We start from the raw sequence: 16,120 nt of genomic DNA on the forward strand, positions 1-16,120 counted from the left end.
ATTGGAGGACAGATGCAAGACTTCATAGCCGCCCTTCTAGCCATCCTCGGCACGTTGCTCGTGCTTGCCGGGGCCACCGTGACTGTGGCCAAAACGGTCGCAGTGCCCGCTACCGAGCCCGAGGCTGCGGGTGGCCGGCGGATCCTCAGCTGGATCAGCCGTGCCAATGGAGCCGACCGATTGGTGGCCTGGGGCGTTTTGCTCCTTGTGCTGGCAGCGATCGCTTCGGGAGCTATCTCGTTCAATTTCGGGGCTTCCGCCGGGACGCGCTGACGCAACGAATGCAACCCCCCGCCTTCCGGGAGAGGGCGGGGGACTATCCTGCGTGCGAGGTACTTAGATCGACAGGAGGCTGGCGTGACCACCGTCGCACCGCAACCCATCGCGACACGGCCGTATCCCGTGCGTAAGACGGTTAAGGGCAGCATGATGGCCCGCGTTATCCGCACGACGGACGCCAAGCTGATCGGGATCATGTACCTGGTCACGTCATTCGTGTTCTTTATCGTCGGCGGCATCATGGCGCTGCTGATGCGTGCCGAGCTGGCCGAGCCGGGCGGGCAGTTCCTGACGCCGGAGCAGTACAACCAGCTGTTCACCATTCATGGCACGGTGATGCTGCTGCTTTTCGCCACGCCGATCGTGTTCGCCTTCGCGAACTTCGTGGTGCCGCTCCAAATCGGAGCGCCCGACGTGGCCTTCCCGCGGCTGAACGCTTTCGCCTATTGGCTTTACCTGTTCGGTGGCTCGATGGTGGTGCTGGGCTTCATCACGCCGGGCGGCGCTGCCGACTTCGGCTGGTTCGCCTACGCGCCGCTCAACGACGCCATCAACTCTCCCGGAATCGGTGCCGACCTGTGGATCACCGGCCTGGTGATCTCCGGTCTGGGCACGATCCTGGGCGCGGTCAACATGATCACCACGATCCTCACCCTGCGCGCGCCGGGCATGACGATGTTCCGGATGTCGATCTTCACCTGGAACATCCTCGTCACCAGCCTCCTGGTGCTGATGGTCTTCCCGCTGCTGGCCGCGGCCCTGCTCGCGCTGATGGCCGACCGCCGCCTGGGCGCCCACGTCTTCGATCCGGAGACCGGTGGCCCGATGCTGTGGCAGCACCTGTTCTGGTTCTTCGGCCACCCCGAGGTGTACATCGTCGCGCTGCCGTTCTTCGGCATCATCTCCGAGGTCATCCCGGTCTTCAGCCGCAAGCCGATCTTCGGTTACACCGGTCTGGTCGCGGCGACGCTGGGCATCGCGGCCCTGTCGATGAGCGTGTGGGCGCACCACATGTTCGTCACCGGACAGGTGCTCCTGCCGTTCTTCTCGTTCTTGAGCTTCCTCATCGCGGTCCCGACCGGAATGAAGTTCTTCAACTGGATCGGCACCATGTGGCGAGGCCAGCTCACTTTCGAGTCGCCGATGTTGTTCTCCATCGGCTTCCTGGCGACCTTCCTTTTCGGTGGCCTGTCGGGCGTGCTGCTCGCGAGCCCGCCGGTCGACTTCCACGTGTCCGACTCCTACTTCGTGGTGGCTCACTTCCACTACGTGCTCTTCGGCACCATCGTTTATGCCGTGTACGCGGGCATCTACTTCTGGTTCCCGAAGATGTTCGGCCGGATGCTCGACGACCGCCTCGGCAAGGTGCACTTCTGGCTGACCACCATCGGCTTCAACACGACCTTCCTGGTGCAGCACTGGCTCGGCAACGAGGGCATGCCCCGGCGCTACTACGACTACCTGCCCAGCGACGGCTTCACCACGCTGAACATGATTTCGACGGTCGGCGCTTTCATCCTCGGCGCCTCCACGTTGCCGTTCCTCTACAACGTGTGGAAGTCCTACCGGACCGGCCCGGTGGTGACCGTCGACGACCCGTGGGGCCACGGCAACTCGCTGGAGTGGGCGACCTCCTGCCCGCCGCCGCTGCGTAACTTCGACCGGATGCCGCGCATCCGTTCTGAGCGGCCGGCCTTCGACGCGAAATTCCCCCACCTCGCGGTGAGCACAGGCACCTCCGCCCCGGCCAAGCAGGTCGAGACGGGAAGCCAGCACCACTGAGCATTTGACGCTAGATGCGCGCCCGGCAGGAGTACGTAGCCGGGCGCGCATCTGTATATGTGTGGAGAATTCCATAGACTGGCGTATGCCCGCGTTGCACACTTTGCGATGGGTTCGCGTCAGGAGGCGACATGCGCAAGGCGATACCAACACTCGGCGAGGCGCAGCGCAGGCACGCGCTCAAAGCCATGAAGATCCTCCCCGGCTCGAAGATTTACTACGACGCCAAGGTTGTCGGCCTCGAGCTGCCCGACGGCACGTTCCATCCGCTGCGGGTGGGCCGATTAGGACTTCCGATTCGCACCTGGGACAACCTCATCGTCTATCGGCTCGACGGCTCCGGCGAGATCGTGCGGGCCGAGCCGGTGGCGCTCAGGCTCACCCCAAAACCAGCCGGGCACGGGCAGACCGCGGGCGTCGACGCCGGTCTGCGCACCCGCAAGGGGCGGCTCATCGTGGTCGTCACCGACCCACTGGACCTGGCGGTCACCTCACTTCGGATAAAGCCCGCCGTGCTCGCCCAGACCAGAATCACGGCCTGCGAGGACCTCGCCGACACGGGCATCTCGGGCACCTGGCGCGCTTACAGCCTGACCGGCAACGGCCTGGCCATCGAGGCCCACCCGGGCATGGAGTTCACCATCATCCAGCGGCCGCGCGCCGTCGACATCGCGGGCACCATGGCCGGGGGCGCGGTGCGGGTCAGCGACATCGACTACGTCTCCGATAGCCGCACGCTCACGTTTTCGTACCACACCCAGAACCCGTTCGGCGGAGAGCTTTCCTCCCACGTGCGTCTGGTGGGGACAGAGCCCGGCCTGTTCGAGGGCGACGAGATCGGCGGCTGGATAGGCGCCACCGCCCGCCCGTTCTCGTTGCGGTGGAACAGCTACTAGCTTTGCTCGCGCCAGCTGTGCTGTGGCTCGTAGCCGAGCAGCCGGCGCGCCTTGTCTATGGCGAGCAGGGTCTGCGTGCCGGTCACCTCGGCGGTGATCTCCACGTCCGCAAAGACCTGCGCGGCAAGCTGTCTGGAGTCGCGGCTCATCACGGTGTCGGCGTTGGCGATGATGAAGATCTCCAGCCCCTTGCCCTCGTAGGCCAGCGCCCTGCGCACAGCCTGAGCCCCGTCGCGGGCATCGATGTAGCCCCACAGGTTCCACTTGCGCAGCATCGGGTCTTGCTCAAAGGACGGAAAGCGCGCGTAATCCCCGGGCTCCATCACGTTGGAGAAGCGAAGCCCGATCATTTTCAGCTCCGGGTCCCACCGGCAAAACTGCGCCGCGATGGTCTCGTCGACCAGCTTCGCCAACGCGTAAGAGGTCTCCGGACGCGGCTGATGCCCCTCGTGGATCGGGATCGACTGCGGAGGCGTGTCCAGCGGCAGACCGAGCAGCGTCTCGCTGGAAGCCCACACCACATTGCGGATCCCCGCCGCCCGAGCCGAGGCGAAAACGTTGTAGCTGATCGCCACATTGGTGTGAAACGTCGTCGCGTTGGTCGCCATGCCCGGCCCCGGGATGGCCGCCAGATGCACCACGGCATCGACACCGCCGTGCCGGTCATCGATGGCGGTGAGCGCTTCCACGGTCTGCCCATAATCGGTGAGATCCACACGGGTAAAGGCGGCGCGATCGTGGCGAGGAGGAGCCAGATCCAAATTGATCACCCGGTAGCCGTGTTCGACTAGCTCGTCGACCACGGCCCGGCCAAGCTTGCCGCTTCCCCCGGTCACCGCAACAGTCTGCATAGCGCAGAGGCTACCGGCCCGCCAGCATGTCAGCTTGGTCGACAGGATTGGGTACCGTGGCGGAGGTGCTTCTCGAAAGCGATCGCTTTGCCAGTCTGGTACGGGCACTGCTGGAGGTCCCGGGCCTAGCCGACCCTGATGTCCGCGACCAGCGGGTCGCGGACCTTGAGCGGATCCTCAGACGTCCGCTGACCATCAGCCGGTTCGCCGACAGTGGACACGACCTGACCTCGATCGTCCAAGCCTGCGCGGGTGTCTCAGGTGGACTGCGCGCCTTGGCCGCGGTGGTGCAGCAACACCATCCGGGCGATCGGGCGGACCTGGTGGCCACCCTGGCGAACGAGAGCGCCGGGCCCCTACTGTTGTCGGCACCCGACCGGGAAGCGCTTCACCGCTACCTCGCGGGCGCACCGGTTGGTCATCTCGCCGAGGCGGTAAGCGAGCTTGTCGGCCCGCAGGGGTTGCTTTCCCTCGACAGCTGGCGCGCCGCCGGCATCTCGGATTCGATTCGCGCCATAGAGCAGCTGCCCCTGCCCGATGACGGAGTGCCGCAGCTCTTGGTCTTCGCCAACCGGCTGGCCCAGGTGACCCCCGGCGCGGCGGCCCACGGCATCCGTAGCTGGGTCGACAGTGTGGCAGGCGGGATCGGTGTGGACATCGCCACGTTGGAGCGGCTGCGGGGTCAGGTGCCCGCGCCGCGGACGCCCGCTGCTGACGGGGTCGGACGGATCTGGGGCGGTGTCCCCATCCGCAACCGCAACTTCACCGGCCGGGCTGCCCTGCTCGACCAGCTGAACCAGGCGTTGCAAAACAGCTCCAAAGTGTCTGTGCTCCCACCGGCGCTGCACGGGATAGGCGGCGTCGGCAAGACCCAGCTTGTCGTCGAGTACGCGTACAGGCACGCCGAGGAATACGACGTGATCTGGTGGATCCCCGCGGAGCAGCCCAGATCGATACTGGCGTCCCTCACCCAGCTGGCGGAACGGCTGGGCATGGCGGTCACCGACGACGCGCAGCAGAACGCGCACGCAGCTCTCGACGCCCTCGCCGCAAGCGACCTGTCTTGGCTTCTGATTTACGACAACGCAGACGAAGCTGCTTCACTCAGCGATCTCGTGCCATCGGCGGGCGGACATGTCGTAGTGACGACACGAAACCCGGAGTGGGCCGCCATCGGCATGGCCGTCGAGGTCGGTGTCTTTCAGCGCTCCGAGAGCATCGAGCTGCTCCAGCGCCGCACCCAGAGCGAGTCAGCGAAGCACAGGATGTCGACCGCTGACGCCGACCAGCTCGCCGACAAACTCGGCGACCTTCCGCTGGCCCTGGAGCAAGCCGCCGCCTGGCACCTCGCCACCGCGATGCCCATCCCTGAGTACCTCGAACTTCTCGACAGTCACATCCGAGATCTGATGTCGGAAGGAAAGCCCGCCGGCTATCCGATGACTGTCGCAGCCTTTGTCGTCTTGGCCTTGGACCGGTTGCGCCGATCCGCGCCCGCTACCGCTCAGCTCTTTGAACTCATGGCTTATCTCGGACCTGAGCCCATCTCGCTTTCGTTGCTGCGCATGGGAAAGGGAGCCGTCGTCGCGGAGCCATTGCGAAGCGCCCTCGGCTCACCGATTGCCATCCACCGCGTCGTGCGCGAGCTGAGCCAGTGTGGTCTGGCCAAAGTGGATGTGGCCCAACGGATCCAGGTGCATCAGCTGGTTCAGCGCGTGCTGCGTCACAGTCTCTCGGCGGACATCGCGCTAGAGGCGCAACGCAACGCGCAGAACATCCTCGCCGCCGCGAACCCGGGCGATCCTGACGAGCAAGTCTATTGGACGAGACAGAGCGAGATAGGCGCTCACCTGGAAGCGGCCGACATGATCAACGCGGAGAACCTTGATGCCCGCCTGGCCGTTCTCGACCATGCCCGCTATCTCTACCTAACCGGTGACTACGAGAACAGCCGACGCCTCGCCGAGCGAGCAGCGCAGGCGTGGGCGCTGGATAGCCGAGACGGTGAGTTGACGTTGCGGGCCATGGCACAGCTCTCCGAAGCGCTGCGGGCTCTCGGCGACTTCTCGGCCGCCGCGCCTCTCGCGCGCGACGTCTACGACCGGCTCGCCGGACACCCTGACTTCGGGCTCAATCACGAGTACACGCTGATCGTTGGTAACCAGATCGGTCACGACCTGAGGATCGCCGGCGACTACCTGGCGGCGCTTGAATTCGACCGCGAGTCGGTGACACGACACCGTCGCGTGTTCGGCGACGGTGGGACACACACCCTGCGGGCGCAGTCGAATCTCGCGGTCGACCACCGTCTCGCCGGCAACTTCGCGGAGGCACTCGAACTCGCTAGAGAAATAGCCTCATCCTGGGAAGACTTGGCAGACAACGACCCGCGAGCGCTTGTTGCGTACATGAATGTGGCCCGTGGCTGCTACGACATGGGCGCCTACGGTGCCGGGCTCGAGGTCCTCGAGCGTTGGCGCCCAGCCCTGCTCGATTGTCTGGGGCCAGGGCACAGCAGCGTGCTGCTAGCCGACCGCACATTGGCCATCCTGTTGCGCAAGCTAGGCCGGTGGGAGGAGGCCGCCACCCTCGCTCTGGAAAACCAGCAACGAACGCACGCGCGTTTTGGGCCGAACCACGAGTTCTCAATCCTCGCGACCCTGACCCTCGCCAACGCACTCCGCCAACGCGGCGACCTCGACGAGGCCCTCGCCGCGCTCACCTTGACCGTCGAGCGCTTGGAGCAGAGTTTCGGCCCTGACCATCCACTGACCCTTGCCGCGCTTGTCAACAGAGCGCACGTATTGCGGGCGCTCGGCGACTCCGAGGAAGCACTGGTGACCGATGAGCGCTGTTACCGACAACTCAACCTGGTCCTCGGCCCGAGGCATCCCCACACGTTCTGCGCAGGCGTCTCTCTGGCCACCGATTACGCTTTGGCCGGCCGACACACGGAAGCAGCGAGGCAGTCCGCGCAGATGCTGGAAACCGATTCAACGCTTGGCGCTGAGCATCCTTACCGGCTTTTGACCGCGGCCAACCTCGCGGGCGAAGTCGACATCGAACCTTCACCCACCTCAAACGGCTAGGCGGCTTCGTGGGCTCGGTGCCGCTATCCGTTGGTATTCGCGCCCACTGTGGCCAACTCGGGCTCCACCGCCGCTGCTGATGTGGCCGGGGAGCGTTGCCAGAAGGGGAAAACGGCCGCTACCACGAGCAGGCCGGCGAGGCCGGCGGCGGTGAAGCCCCAGGCTGGGCCGAAGGTGTCGATGACCCATCCTCCGGTCGGGGCGCCGATCGCTATGCCGCACGTTAGCGCGGTGCCGTGTAGGCCCATCGCTTCGCCTCGGGCGCCTGCGGGCACCAGGTGGCTGACGGCGTCGACGGTGGCGGCGATCGATGGGGCGCAGAGCAGGCCGCAGGGGATCACCGCTAGCAGCAGCCACCACCAGCCGGAGACCAGGCCTAGCGGGATGGTCAGCGCGGCCATGCCGGCAATGATCAGAAGCGGGGAGATGCTGCGGCGCAGGCCGCCGTAGATGAAGCCGCCGATGAGCGAATAGAGGGACCAGGCCACAATGATGAGGCCGATCCATTTGGTCGCTCCGGTGTGCCTGAGCGCGGCGACGATGGACAGCTCGGTGGCGGTGAGGACGAAGGTCGCCGCGGCGGTGGCGGCGAGCAGGGCGATGAGGCTGGGGCGCAACCATTCCCGGCGGGGCAGCGTGACCGTTTGTGACTCTTCCTCCTCGGCCGAGCGGATCGGAGGATTCATGACTATGAGTGCCGTGCCGCCCAGGACGAGACCTGTACCCACGGCGGTCATGGTGAATTGACTGCCCAGCGAGGTGACGAGGGCGACCGCCAGCGCGGGACCGACCATATAGGACAGCTCGACGCCCATGGAGTCGAGCGCGAAGGCGGGGCGGCGATGCTCGATCGGTACCATAGCGGCCATGAACTGACGCATCACGCTGAAGATCGGGATGCTGAGCAGGCCGGCGAAGAACGCAGCCACGACGAGTGCCGTATAGGACAGGTGGGGTGCGGTCAGCCAGTAGATGCCTTGGACGACCGTGGCCACGATCAGCACGGGTCGCAGACCGACCTTGTCGACCATGCGCCCAAGCAGCGGGGAGCCGATGCCGACGCCGAGCATCGCCAGCGCTCCGGCGAGGCCGGCCCGGGCGAAGTTCAGGCCGAGCGTGTTGACGACGTGCAGCGTGACGGTCATGGCAGCTGCCGTCACCGGGATGCGCGCCAGCATGCCTACGAGCATCAGCAGCTTCAGGCCGGGCTGGGCGAGAACCTGACGGTAAGGTGCCATCTTCATAACGGTGTTTACCTCCGGGCACGATTCTGCCCGGAGGTACCGACAATTGGCGAACGGTTAGGCCAGGGACCTCCCTCGGCGGCCCCGCCAATATCGCGGAGCCGCCAAGGGAGAGCTGCAAGGCCTACTTGAGCCCGTTGGAGACCGCAGTGATCAACTCGCCGTTGGTGGTGTCACCGGAGAGCTCCCAGAAGAAGGCGCCGCCCAGCGATTGGCTCTTGGCCCACGTGGTCTTGCCGGCGATGGTGGCTGGCGTGTCGTAGCTCCACCAGTTGTTGCCGCAGTAGGCGTAGGCGGTGCCGCCGACAGTTCCGGTCGCCGGGCACTGCGTTTTGAGCACCTTGTAATCCTGAACGCCTGGCTCGATGCCGGTGGCTGGACCGGTGGCGGTTCCCCCCGGAGCCGATTGGGTGACACCGGTCCAGCCCCGGCCGTAGAAGCCGATGCCCAGCAGCAGCTTCGACGCCGGAACCCCTTTTGCCTTGAGCTTGGTGATGGCCGCCTCGGTGCAGAAGCCAGCCGTCGGGATGCCCGCGTAGCAGGTCAGCGGCGAGTGCGGGGCGGTCGGCCCCTGGGCCGAGAAGGCGCCGAAGTAGTCGTAGGACATCGGCATGTACCAGTCGACGTATTGAGCGGCGCCGCCGTAGTCGGCTGCATCGATCTTTCCGCCGTTGCTGCCGTCGGCGGTGATGGCAGCGGTCAGGAGGTAGTTCGCCCCGACCCGGGCGCGCAGCGCCTGCATCACCGTCTTGAACGAGGAGAACCCGCTCGTGTCACAGGAAATCCCGCAAGCGTTCGGGTACTCCCAGTCGATGTCGAGCCCGTCGAAAACCCCGGCCCAGCGCGGATCCTCGGCGAGGGTGTAGCAGGAGTCTGCGAACGCGGCCGGATTCGCTGCCGCCTGGGCGAAGTTGGGCGAGTAGGTCCAGCCGCCGATCGACAGCAAAACCTTTATCTGGGGGTACTGGGCCTTGAGCTTCAACAGCTGGTTGAAGTTGCCCCGCAGCGGCTGATCCCAGGTGTCGGCGACCCCATCGACGCTTTGATCGGCGGTGTAGGCCCGGTCGTAGTCGTTGTAGGTCTCCGTCAGCACGCACCGGCCACCGGAGATGTTGGCGAAGGCATACAGGATATGGGTGAGTTTCGACGCCGATCCGCTCGTGGCGATGTTCTTGACGTGATAGTTACGGCCGTACTGCGCCCAGTTCGGCAGGTAGCCGACGAGCCGCTTGCCCGGGGTCGGGTTGGTCGGGCTCGCTGTCGGGCTCACCGAGGGGCTTGCCGTCGGGCTCACCGAAGGTGAGGCGGAAGCCGAAGGCGAAGCGGTCGGCGAAGCCGTGGTGGCGCTGGGCGACGGCGACGCGCCGGTGCTACAGCTGGCGCCGTTGATGGTGCAGTTGCCGGGCCGGCCGGTGCCCGCGCCGTTGAAGCCGAAGCTGGTGCTCGCGCCCGCGGCGAGCGTGCCGTTCCAGCTCTTGCCGACCGCGGTGTAGCGGGTGCCGCCGGTGATGGCGGCGCTGGTGATGTCGGCGTCCCAGAAGGAGCCGACGGTGGTCCCGGTTGGCAGGTCGAACTTCAGGGTCCAGGTGACCGACGCCGCGGAGCCATTGGTAATGGTGTACTTCCCGCCGAACCCGGTCTCCCAGGCTGACTCGGTAGCGAACGTGGCGGTGACGGTGCCGGCCGCGTTGGCGAGTGTCACACCAATGCCGACGGTCATGGCCACGGCTGCCGCGGCAAGACTGACCAGGAGACGGATGGGGCGTTTGCGCATGTGCTCTCTCTTTCTTGAGGTGATGACAACCCCCCGCAGCTACATCGCAAACAGTAAGGAAACTTGCTTATTTAAGGAATGAACTTAGGAAAGATCTAAGAATCGGGAGAGCGCTCTTATTTTTCGAAAGGTTGACACGTTTAAATGTATGAGCTACAAACGGAGCACAGGTGAGAGAGCGCTCTCACCAACGGGAGGAGGTTCCCGATGCTCAATCGATTCCTGGCCGTCCCGGTGGCCTTGGCGCTGGCCATTTCGGCCGGCCTAACCGTGCACCGTCTGACGCTGACCGCAGGTCCACCCGACCCTCATGCCGGGCATGTGATGCCGGGTGACATCGATGCCGCCGCGATCAGGGCACAGCAGATTGCGGCCCTGCCCGGTTCGGAGTTCCGGGCCGACTGCCGCGGCACGCATGTCGCGGGCGATGACCCGATCGTCAAATTCAACCAGTTCGGCGCTTCGCATCTGCATCAGTTCATCGGCAACGCCTCGGCCAACGCCGCCTCTACCGAGGTGACGCTGCGGGCCGGGTCCACCAACTGCAACCCGGTCGTCGACAAGTCGCCCTATTGGGTCCCGGCGCTCTACAAGAACGGTGTGCACGTGCCGCCCGAGAGCGTAATCATCTACTACCAGGGCCTGACCAATCCGCAGACCGCGGTCGCCTATCCGCAGGGCTTGAAGATCGTGGTGGGCAACGCCGCGGCCACCGGCCCGGATCAGAATCCTTCCGCGCGCTGGAACTGCACGCCCGGCTCGGCCTCCAGCCGCGACTTCATGAACTGCCCGGCCGGGACCAAGCTGCAGACCTATCTGGACTTCCCGACCTGCTGGAACGGGCGTGACCTGGACAGCCCGAACCACTTCAGCCACATGGCCTGGGCGCTGGGCGGCATCGGAGCGCCCTGCCCGGGCACGCATCCGGTAGCGGTGCCACGGGTCCAATTCGTCATCACCTACAACGTCAACGGCACCGGCCTGACCCTCGCCGGGACCCGCAACGGAGTCAACGTCACCGATGCCCCCGGTTACACGTTCCACGGCGACTTCTGGAATGTGTGGGATCAAGCCGAACTTGAGCGGCGGGTCAGGAATTGCATCAACGCCGGTTACATCTGTGGCAACGACGGCTGCCCGATCGGCGGGCCGCCGTGTGCGACGCCCACGCCCACACCGACTCCGGGTGGCAACCGGGACGCCTACGGCACGATCCAGGCGGAGTCCTTCGACTCGCAGTCAGGTTTGAGCGTGCAGGCGACGAGCGATGCCGGAGGTGGCCAGAACCTGAGCGCTGTCAACAACGGAAACTGGGCCGTCTACCGGGGTGTCAACTTCGGCGCGGGGACTGCCCATCAGTTCCGCGCCCGGGTGGCCAGCGGGGCCGCAGGCGGCGTCAGCGGACTGGTCGAGGTGCGCCTCGGCAGCGCGACCGCACCGGTCATCGGCAGCTTCGCCGTCGCCAACACGGGTGGGTGGCAGAGCTGGCAGACGGTCCCCACCAACATTTCCGGGGTGACCGGGACACATGACGTCTATCTCACGTTCAGCAGCGGCCAGCCGGCCGACTTCGTCAACGTGAACTGGTTCAGCTTCGCAAGCTAGCCAACGACACACCACCGGCGCGCAGCTGTGCCAGGGCGCGCTCGGTGGTGTCGGGGGCCACTCCCGCGGTCAGGTCGAGCAGAACCTTGGTGCGAAAGCCTTCCCGGACGGCGTCGAGCGCGGTCGCCCGCACGCAGTGGTCGGTGGCGATGCCGACGACATCGACAGTGTCGACATCATGCATGCGCAGCCACGCGGCCAGGCCGATGCTGCCCGAGCTTCCTTCGAAGCCGGAGTAGGCGGCCTGATTGGCGCCCTTGTGGAAGATGGCCTCAATCTTGTCGGTGTCGAGATTGGGGTGGAAGTCCGCGCCCGAGGTGCCCGCGACACAGTGCACCGGCCAGCTGTCTACATAGTCCGGTGGGTCTCCGAAGTGGGCGCCGGGATCGGTGTGGTAGTCCTTGGTGGCGACCACGTGGTCCCAGGGCAGCTCGTGGGCGCTCAACGCGGCCGACACGTCGGCCGCGACCTGAGCCCCACCCGCGACCGGCAGGGAACCCCCCTCACAGAAGTCGTTCTGCACGTCCACGATGATCAACGCTCGGGCCATCAGTCACTCCTGAATCACGGGGATCGCCGGGTCACCTACCGAAAGCTTAAGACCTTCCCACGGGATCGAAATCAGACAATCCCGAAGGTGATCGCGGCTCTGCTGCAGCGTGGGCACATCGGGCAGCTGCTCCCCGCCCGCCACGAAGCGGCGCTGCAGCAGCCGGTCGTTGGGTTGATGTGCCGGAGTGCCTTGGGAGACAACAACTTCCTCGATCGCGGTGCCGGTCGGCTTGTGCCGCCGGACTGCCGTCTTGCGCCCGCCCACGGTGCGCTTGTTCTCCGAGCGCTTGACGACGGGACGGCCCTGCACCTCGACCAGCTTGTAGACCAGGCCCGCGGTCGGGGCGCCCGAGCCGGTGACGACGGCGGTGCCCGCGCCGTAGGCGTCGACTGGTTCCGCGCGCAGCGCGGCTATCGAGTACTCATCCATGTCACCGCTCACGATGATCTTCACGTCGGGCGCGCCCAGCTCGTCGAGGAGCGCCCGCGACTGTGCGGCGAGCACCGAAAGGTCGCCGGAGTCGATGCGGATGGCGCGCAGGTGCGGGCCGGCCACCTCGATCGCGTTGCGGATGCCCTGCGTGATGTCGTACGTGTCCACGAGCAGGGTGGTCTCATGCCCCAGGGTGAGCACCTGAGAGGCGAAAGCGGCCTGCTCATCGTCATGCAACAGGGTGAACGCGTGCGCTGCCGTGCCCGCGGTGGGGATGCCATAGCGCAGGCCCGCCGCGAGATTGGAGGTCGAGGCGAAGCCGGCCAGGTAGGCCGCGCGGGCCGCCGCCACGGCCGACTCCTCGTGGGTGCGCCGCGAACCCATCTCGATCAGCGGCCTGCCCTTGGCCGCGGTCACCATGCGGGCGGCCGCCGCGGCGACCGCGCTGTCGTGGTTGAGCACCGACAGGGCCAGCGTCTCCAGCACGACGCACTCGGCGAAGCTGCCGCTGACGGTCAGGATCGGGGAGTTCGGGAAGAAAAGCTCGCCTTCCTGGTACCCAGAAATGTCGCCTTGAAATTTGAATGATTCCAACCAACTCGCGGTTTCCGTGTTGACGATGCGCTGTCTCGCCAGAAAATCGATCTCATCGCTGTCGAAGCGGAAATTGCGCAGATGATCGAGCAGCCGTGCCGTTCCCGCTACCACTCCGTAGCGTCTTCCGGGCGGCAGGCGACGGGCGAAGACCTCGAAGACGCACTGGCGATCGGCCGTGCCGTCGTGCAGCGCGGCGCTGATCATGGTCAGCTCGTAGTGGTCAGTTAGCAACGACGGTGATCCGTGCACACCGACAGCTTAGGTTTGGTGGGTAGTCGCCGTATGCCCCATCCGTTCGTAGGATGGGGCTTGTGACCGCCGCCCCAGACACAGCGCCCGTTCAAACCGCGCGCCCGGAGACCGACGAGCAGTCGGAATTCGCCCGCCCCTGGGTGACCATCGTGCACAACGACCCGGTGAACCTCATGAACTATGTGACTTGGGTGTTTCAACAGCTATTCGGCTACAGCAAGGACAAGGCGGAGCTGCTGATGCTGGATGTGCATCACAAAGGCCGAGCGGTGGTGAGCGCGGGGGCGCGGGAGCGCATGGAATATGACGCGTCCCGCCTGCACTCCTATGGCCTATGGGCAACGGTTGATAAACAGTGAGCTTTTTCAGGAGGCGCGGCCGAGACTGTGTGGCCACCTTCCGAGACGATGAGGTGCGCGTGTTGCGCAAGGTCGCGGAAGAGGTGGTGGGCCTGCTCACCGAGGGTTTCGATCACGACGATCCGGTGGTGGGAAGGCTTTTTCCCGACGTCTATCCGGACGCCCCCCGCGAGTCGGCCGAGTTCCGCCGCTTCACCGAAGGCGACCTCAAGACCTCGAAGATCGATCAGGCGGGCGCCATTCTGGCCTCGCTTCCCGAGGCCGGGTCCGGTGAGGTGCGCCTCGATCCCGAGGCCGCCGAGGCGTGGCTGCGCGCCCTCAACGACGCCCGGCTCGCGCTCGGGATCAGGCTGGAGATCACCGACGACACGCTGCTCGACTACGAGCTCGACGAGGCCATCCTCCAAGATCCCTCGTCGCCACGTGTTTTTCAGCTCAGTGTCTACTCCTACCTGGGCTACCTGCAGGATTCGCTGCTGACCGCGATCACCGCCAACGGCCGCTCGTGACAGGCGTCACGGCCACTCGTGCCGTGGTGTCGGTAGGCTCGCAAGGGTGACGACCGCTCTCACGATCGAACAGGCGATCCTCGATGCCATCGTGGCGCACGCCCGGCGCGATCATCCCGACGAGGCGTGTGGCGTGGTGGCCGGCCCTGTCGGCTCAGACCGGCCGATGCGGCACATCCCGATGGACAACGCCGAGCGATCTACCACGTTCTATCGATTTGATTCGAAGGAGCAGTTCCGCGTCTGGGCCGAGATGGACGATCGCGACGAGGAGCCGGTGGTGATCTACCACTCGCACACGGCCACCGAGGCTTATCCGTCGCGCACCGACATCTCCTATGCGGGCGAGCCCAACGCGCACTATCTGCTCGTCTCAACCCGTGAGCCCGAGCAGACCGAGATCAGGTCATTCCGTATCCTTGACGGCGTGGTGACCGAAGAGCCGGTGAACGCCGTGCAGTCGTACATGTTCGGGCAGAGCCCGAGCGCAGTGGACTATGAGTGTCGCAGCTGAAGCTTTCCCGACATTTTCACTGCTAGTCCGACTAATTCTTCAGAAGAGAGTCTTCAGCCATGGCAATCGACGTTCGCATCCCCACCATTCTTCGTTCCTTCACCGGCGGCGCTAAGGCCGTTTCCGGTGCCGGCGACACCCTCGCCGACCTGCTGACCGACCTCGACGGCAAGCACCCCGGCCTGCGCGGCCGGCTCATCACGCCAGAGGGCGGCCTCCACCGATTCGTAAACATCTATGTTAATGACGAAGACGTCCGCTTCCTGGGCTCGCTTGACGCGAAGCTCAACGACGGCGACACGGTGACCATCCTGCCCGCCGTGGCAGGTGGCGCTCTCGGCCTGACTGTCGCGCATGCCCTTCGCGGGTAGGTGATCGGGCATGGCTCGGTTCGAGTCGCTATTGGACATGTGCGGCGACACGCCGCTGATCGGGCTGCCCCGGCTGTCACCCTCACCTGAGGTGCGGCTGTGGGCCAAGCTCGAAGACCGCAACCCCACCGGCAGCGTCAAGGACAGGGCCGCCTTCTACATGGTGAAGGCGGCCGAAGACGATGGCCGGCTGCGGCCGGGCGCGACCATCCTCGAACCCACGAGTGGCAACACCGGCATCTCGCTGGCGATGGTGGCCAAGCTCCACGGCTACCGGCTCGTCTGCGTGATGCCCGAAAACGTTTCCACGGAAAGGGTTCAGCTGCTCCGCATGTACGGGGCGGAGATCATCTTCTCGCCCGCGGCCGGAGGGTCCAATCAGGCCGTAGCGACCGCGAAGCAAATCTCGGCCGAGCATCCCGATTGGGTAATGCTGTACCAATACGGCAACGAGGCCAACGCCCGCGCCCACTACGAGACCACCGGGCCGGAGCTGCTGCGCGACCTGCCGACGCTGACCCACTTCGTGGCCGGCCTGGGCACCACCGGCACGCTCATGGGCACCGGCCGCTACCTGCGCTCGAAAAACCCCGATATCGCGATCATCGCCGCCGAGCCGCGCTACGGGGAGCTGGTTTACGGGCTTCGCAACATCGACGAGGGCTACGTTCCAGAGCTGTATGACGCGTCGGTTCTGACCCGCCGCTTCTCCGTCGGCACCCGCGACGCCGTTCTGCGCACACGCCAGCTGGTCGAGGTAGAGGGCCTTTTCGTGGGCTTCTCCACCGGCGCTGTCTTCCACGCCGCGCTAGCGGTGGCCCACGAAGCAGTCCGCGACGGCCGTACCGCAGACGTCGCGTTCCTGGTCGCCGACGGCGGCTGGAAATACCTGTCCACGGGCGCCTACACAGGCACCCTCTCCGACGCGGAAACGTCCCTCGAAGGCCAGCTCTGGGCCTGACAGCCGGTTCCACCCGATAGCGGGCCGCCTTTCCCAGCGGCCCGCCCATTTT

General features: G+C 65.7%; 15 protein-coding genes. 10 read left to right on the plus strand and 5 right to left on the minus strand.

Features of this window, described 5'->3' with window-relative positions; genetic code table 11:
- The first annotated feature begins 12 nt into the window (after positions 1 to 12).
- From Rhe02_RS43850 to Rhe02_RS43860, 3 genes are all read left to right on the plus strand, one after another.
- Positions 13 to 273 carry a hypothetical protein gene (locus Rhe02_RS43850; RefSeq protein WP_203914468.1) on the plus strand — a complete coding sequence of 87 codons (261 nt, stop codon included), beginning with the start codon at positions 13 to 15 and terminating at the stop codon, positions 271 to 273.
- An 84-nt stretch (positions 274 to 357) separates the two neighbouring features.
- Positions 358 to 2,061 carry an aa3-type cytochrome oxidase subunit I gene (ctaD, locus tag Rhe02_RS43855; protein WP_203914469.1) on the plus strand — a complete coding sequence of 568 codons (1,704 nt, stop codon included), beginning with the start codon at positions 358 to 360 and terminating at the stop codon, positions 2,059 to 2,061.
- Between the two features lie 131 nt (positions 2,062 to 2,192).
- Positions 2,193 to 2,957: a hypothetical protein gene (locus tag Rhe02_RS43860; protein ID WP_203914470.1), complete on the plus strand. Its 765-nt coding sequence runs from the start codon at positions 2,193 to 2,195 to the stop codon at positions 2,955 to 2,957.
- On the opposite strand, the gene Rhe02_RS43865 is transcribed toward Rhe02_RS43860, so the two are convergent.
- On the minus strand, positions 2,954 to 3,808 hold the full coding sequence (locus Rhe02_RS43865; RefSeq protein WP_203914471.1) for an NAD-dependent epimerase/dehydratase family protein: 855 nt from the start codon (positions 3,806 to 3,808) through the stop codon (positions 2,954 to 2,956). The genes Rhe02_RS43860 and Rhe02_RS43865 overlap by 4 nt on opposite strands.
- A gap of 56 nt (positions 3,809 to 3,864) precedes the next feature.
- Here Rhe02_RS43865 and fxsT point away from each other — a divergent pair, with 56 nt between their 5' ends.
- The gene (fxsT, locus tag Rhe02_RS43870; protein ID WP_203914472.1) at positions 3,865 to 6,897 is read left to right on the plus strand and encodes an FxSxx-COOH system tetratricopeptide repeat protein; all 3,033 of its coding nucleotides are present in this window, start codon (positions 3,865 to 3,867) and stop codon (positions 6,895 to 6,897) included.
- A gap of 23 nt (positions 6,898 to 6,920) precedes the next feature.
- Here the strand turns inward: fxsT and Rhe02_RS43875 are convergent, their stop codons facing one another.
- A complete protein-coding gene (locus Rhe02_RS43875) occupies positions 6,921 to 8,141 on the minus strand; it encodes an MFS transporter (RefSeq protein WP_203914473.1) in 1,221 nt (406 codons plus the stop codon).
- A gap of 124 nt (positions 8,142 to 8,265) precedes the next feature.
- Positions 8,266 to 9,915, minus strand: a complete 1,650-nt coding sequence (locus Rhe02_RS43880; protein ID WP_203914474.1) for a glycosyl hydrolase family 18 protein — start codon at positions 9,913 to 9,915, stop codon at positions 8,266 to 8,268.
- Positions 9,916 to 10,122: 207 nt separating this feature from the next.
- On the opposite strand from Rhe02_RS43880, the gene Rhe02_RS50295 reads away from it, so the two are divergent.
- A complete protein-coding gene (locus Rhe02_RS50295; RefSeq protein ID WP_239124442.1) occupies positions 10,123 to 11,520 on the plus strand; it encodes a DUF1996 domain-containing protein in 1,398 nt (465 codons plus the stop codon).
- Here Rhe02_RS50295 and Rhe02_RS43890 read toward each other — a convergent pair.
- Together Rhe02_RS43890 and Rhe02_RS43895 are read right to left on the minus strand one after the other, a co-directional pair.
- Complete coding sequence (locus Rhe02_RS43890; RefSeq protein ID WP_203914475.1) at positions 11,504 to 12,070, minus strand: nicotinamidase; 567 nt, start codon at positions 12,068 to 12,070, stop codon at positions 11,504 to 11,506. The two genes, Rhe02_RS50295 and Rhe02_RS43890, sit on opposite strands and share 17 nt — an antisense overlap.
- A gap of 3 nt (positions 12,071 to 12,073) precedes the next feature.
- Positions 12,074 to 13,351: a nicotinate phosphoribosyltransferase gene (locus Rhe02_RS43895; protein WP_203914476.1), complete on the minus strand. Its 1,278-nt coding sequence runs from the start codon at positions 13,349 to 13,351 to the stop codon at positions 12,074 to 12,076.
- Between the two features lie 53 nt (positions 13,352 to 13,404).
- Here Rhe02_RS43895 and clpS point away from each other — a divergent pair, with 53 nt between their 5' ends.
- Genes clpS through Rhe02_RS43920 form a run of 5 tightly spaced genes read left to right on the plus strand, consistent with a single transcriptional unit; the run spans position 13,405 to position 16,068 of the window.
- Positions 13,405 to 13,713: an ATP-dependent Clp protease adapter ClpS gene (clpS, locus tag Rhe02_RS43900; RefSeq protein WP_203914477.1), complete on the plus strand. Its 309-nt coding sequence runs from the start codon at positions 13,405 to 13,407 to the stop codon at positions 13,711 to 13,713.
- Entirely contained in the window at positions 13,710 to 14,222 is a 513-nt protein-coding gene (locus tag Rhe02_RS43905) for a DUF2017 domain-containing protein (RefSeq protein WP_203914478.1), read from the plus strand. The genes clpS and Rhe02_RS43905 overlap by 4 nt, the downstream gene beginning before the upstream one ends.
- 46 nt (positions 14,223 to 14,268) lie before the next feature.
- Entirely contained in the window at positions 14,269 to 14,736 is a 468-nt protein-coding gene (locus Rhe02_RS43910; RefSeq protein WP_203914479.1) for a M67 family metallopeptidase, read from the plus strand.
- A 59-nt stretch (positions 14,737 to 14,795) separates the two neighbouring features.
- Positions 14,796 to 15,107: a MoaD/ThiS family protein gene (locus Rhe02_RS43915; protein ID WP_203914480.1), complete on the plus strand. Its 312-nt coding sequence runs from the start codon at positions 14,796 to 14,798 to the stop codon at positions 15,105 to 15,107.
- Positions 15,108 to 15,117: 10 nt separating this feature from the next.
- Positions 15,118 to 16,068 carry a PLP-dependent cysteine synthase family protein gene (locus tag Rhe02_RS43920; protein WP_203914481.1) on the plus strand — a complete coding sequence of 317 codons (951 nt, stop codon included), beginning with the start codon at positions 15,118 to 15,120 and terminating at the stop codon, positions 16,066 to 16,068.
- The last annotated feature ends 52 nt before the right edge of the window (positions 16,069 to 16,120 follow it).

The organism is Rhizocola hellebori (genome assembly GCF_016862955.1).
GTDB classification, from domain to species: domain Bacteria; phylum Actinomycetota; class Actinomycetes; order Mycobacteriales; family Micromonosporaceae; genus Rhizocola; species Rhizocola hellebori.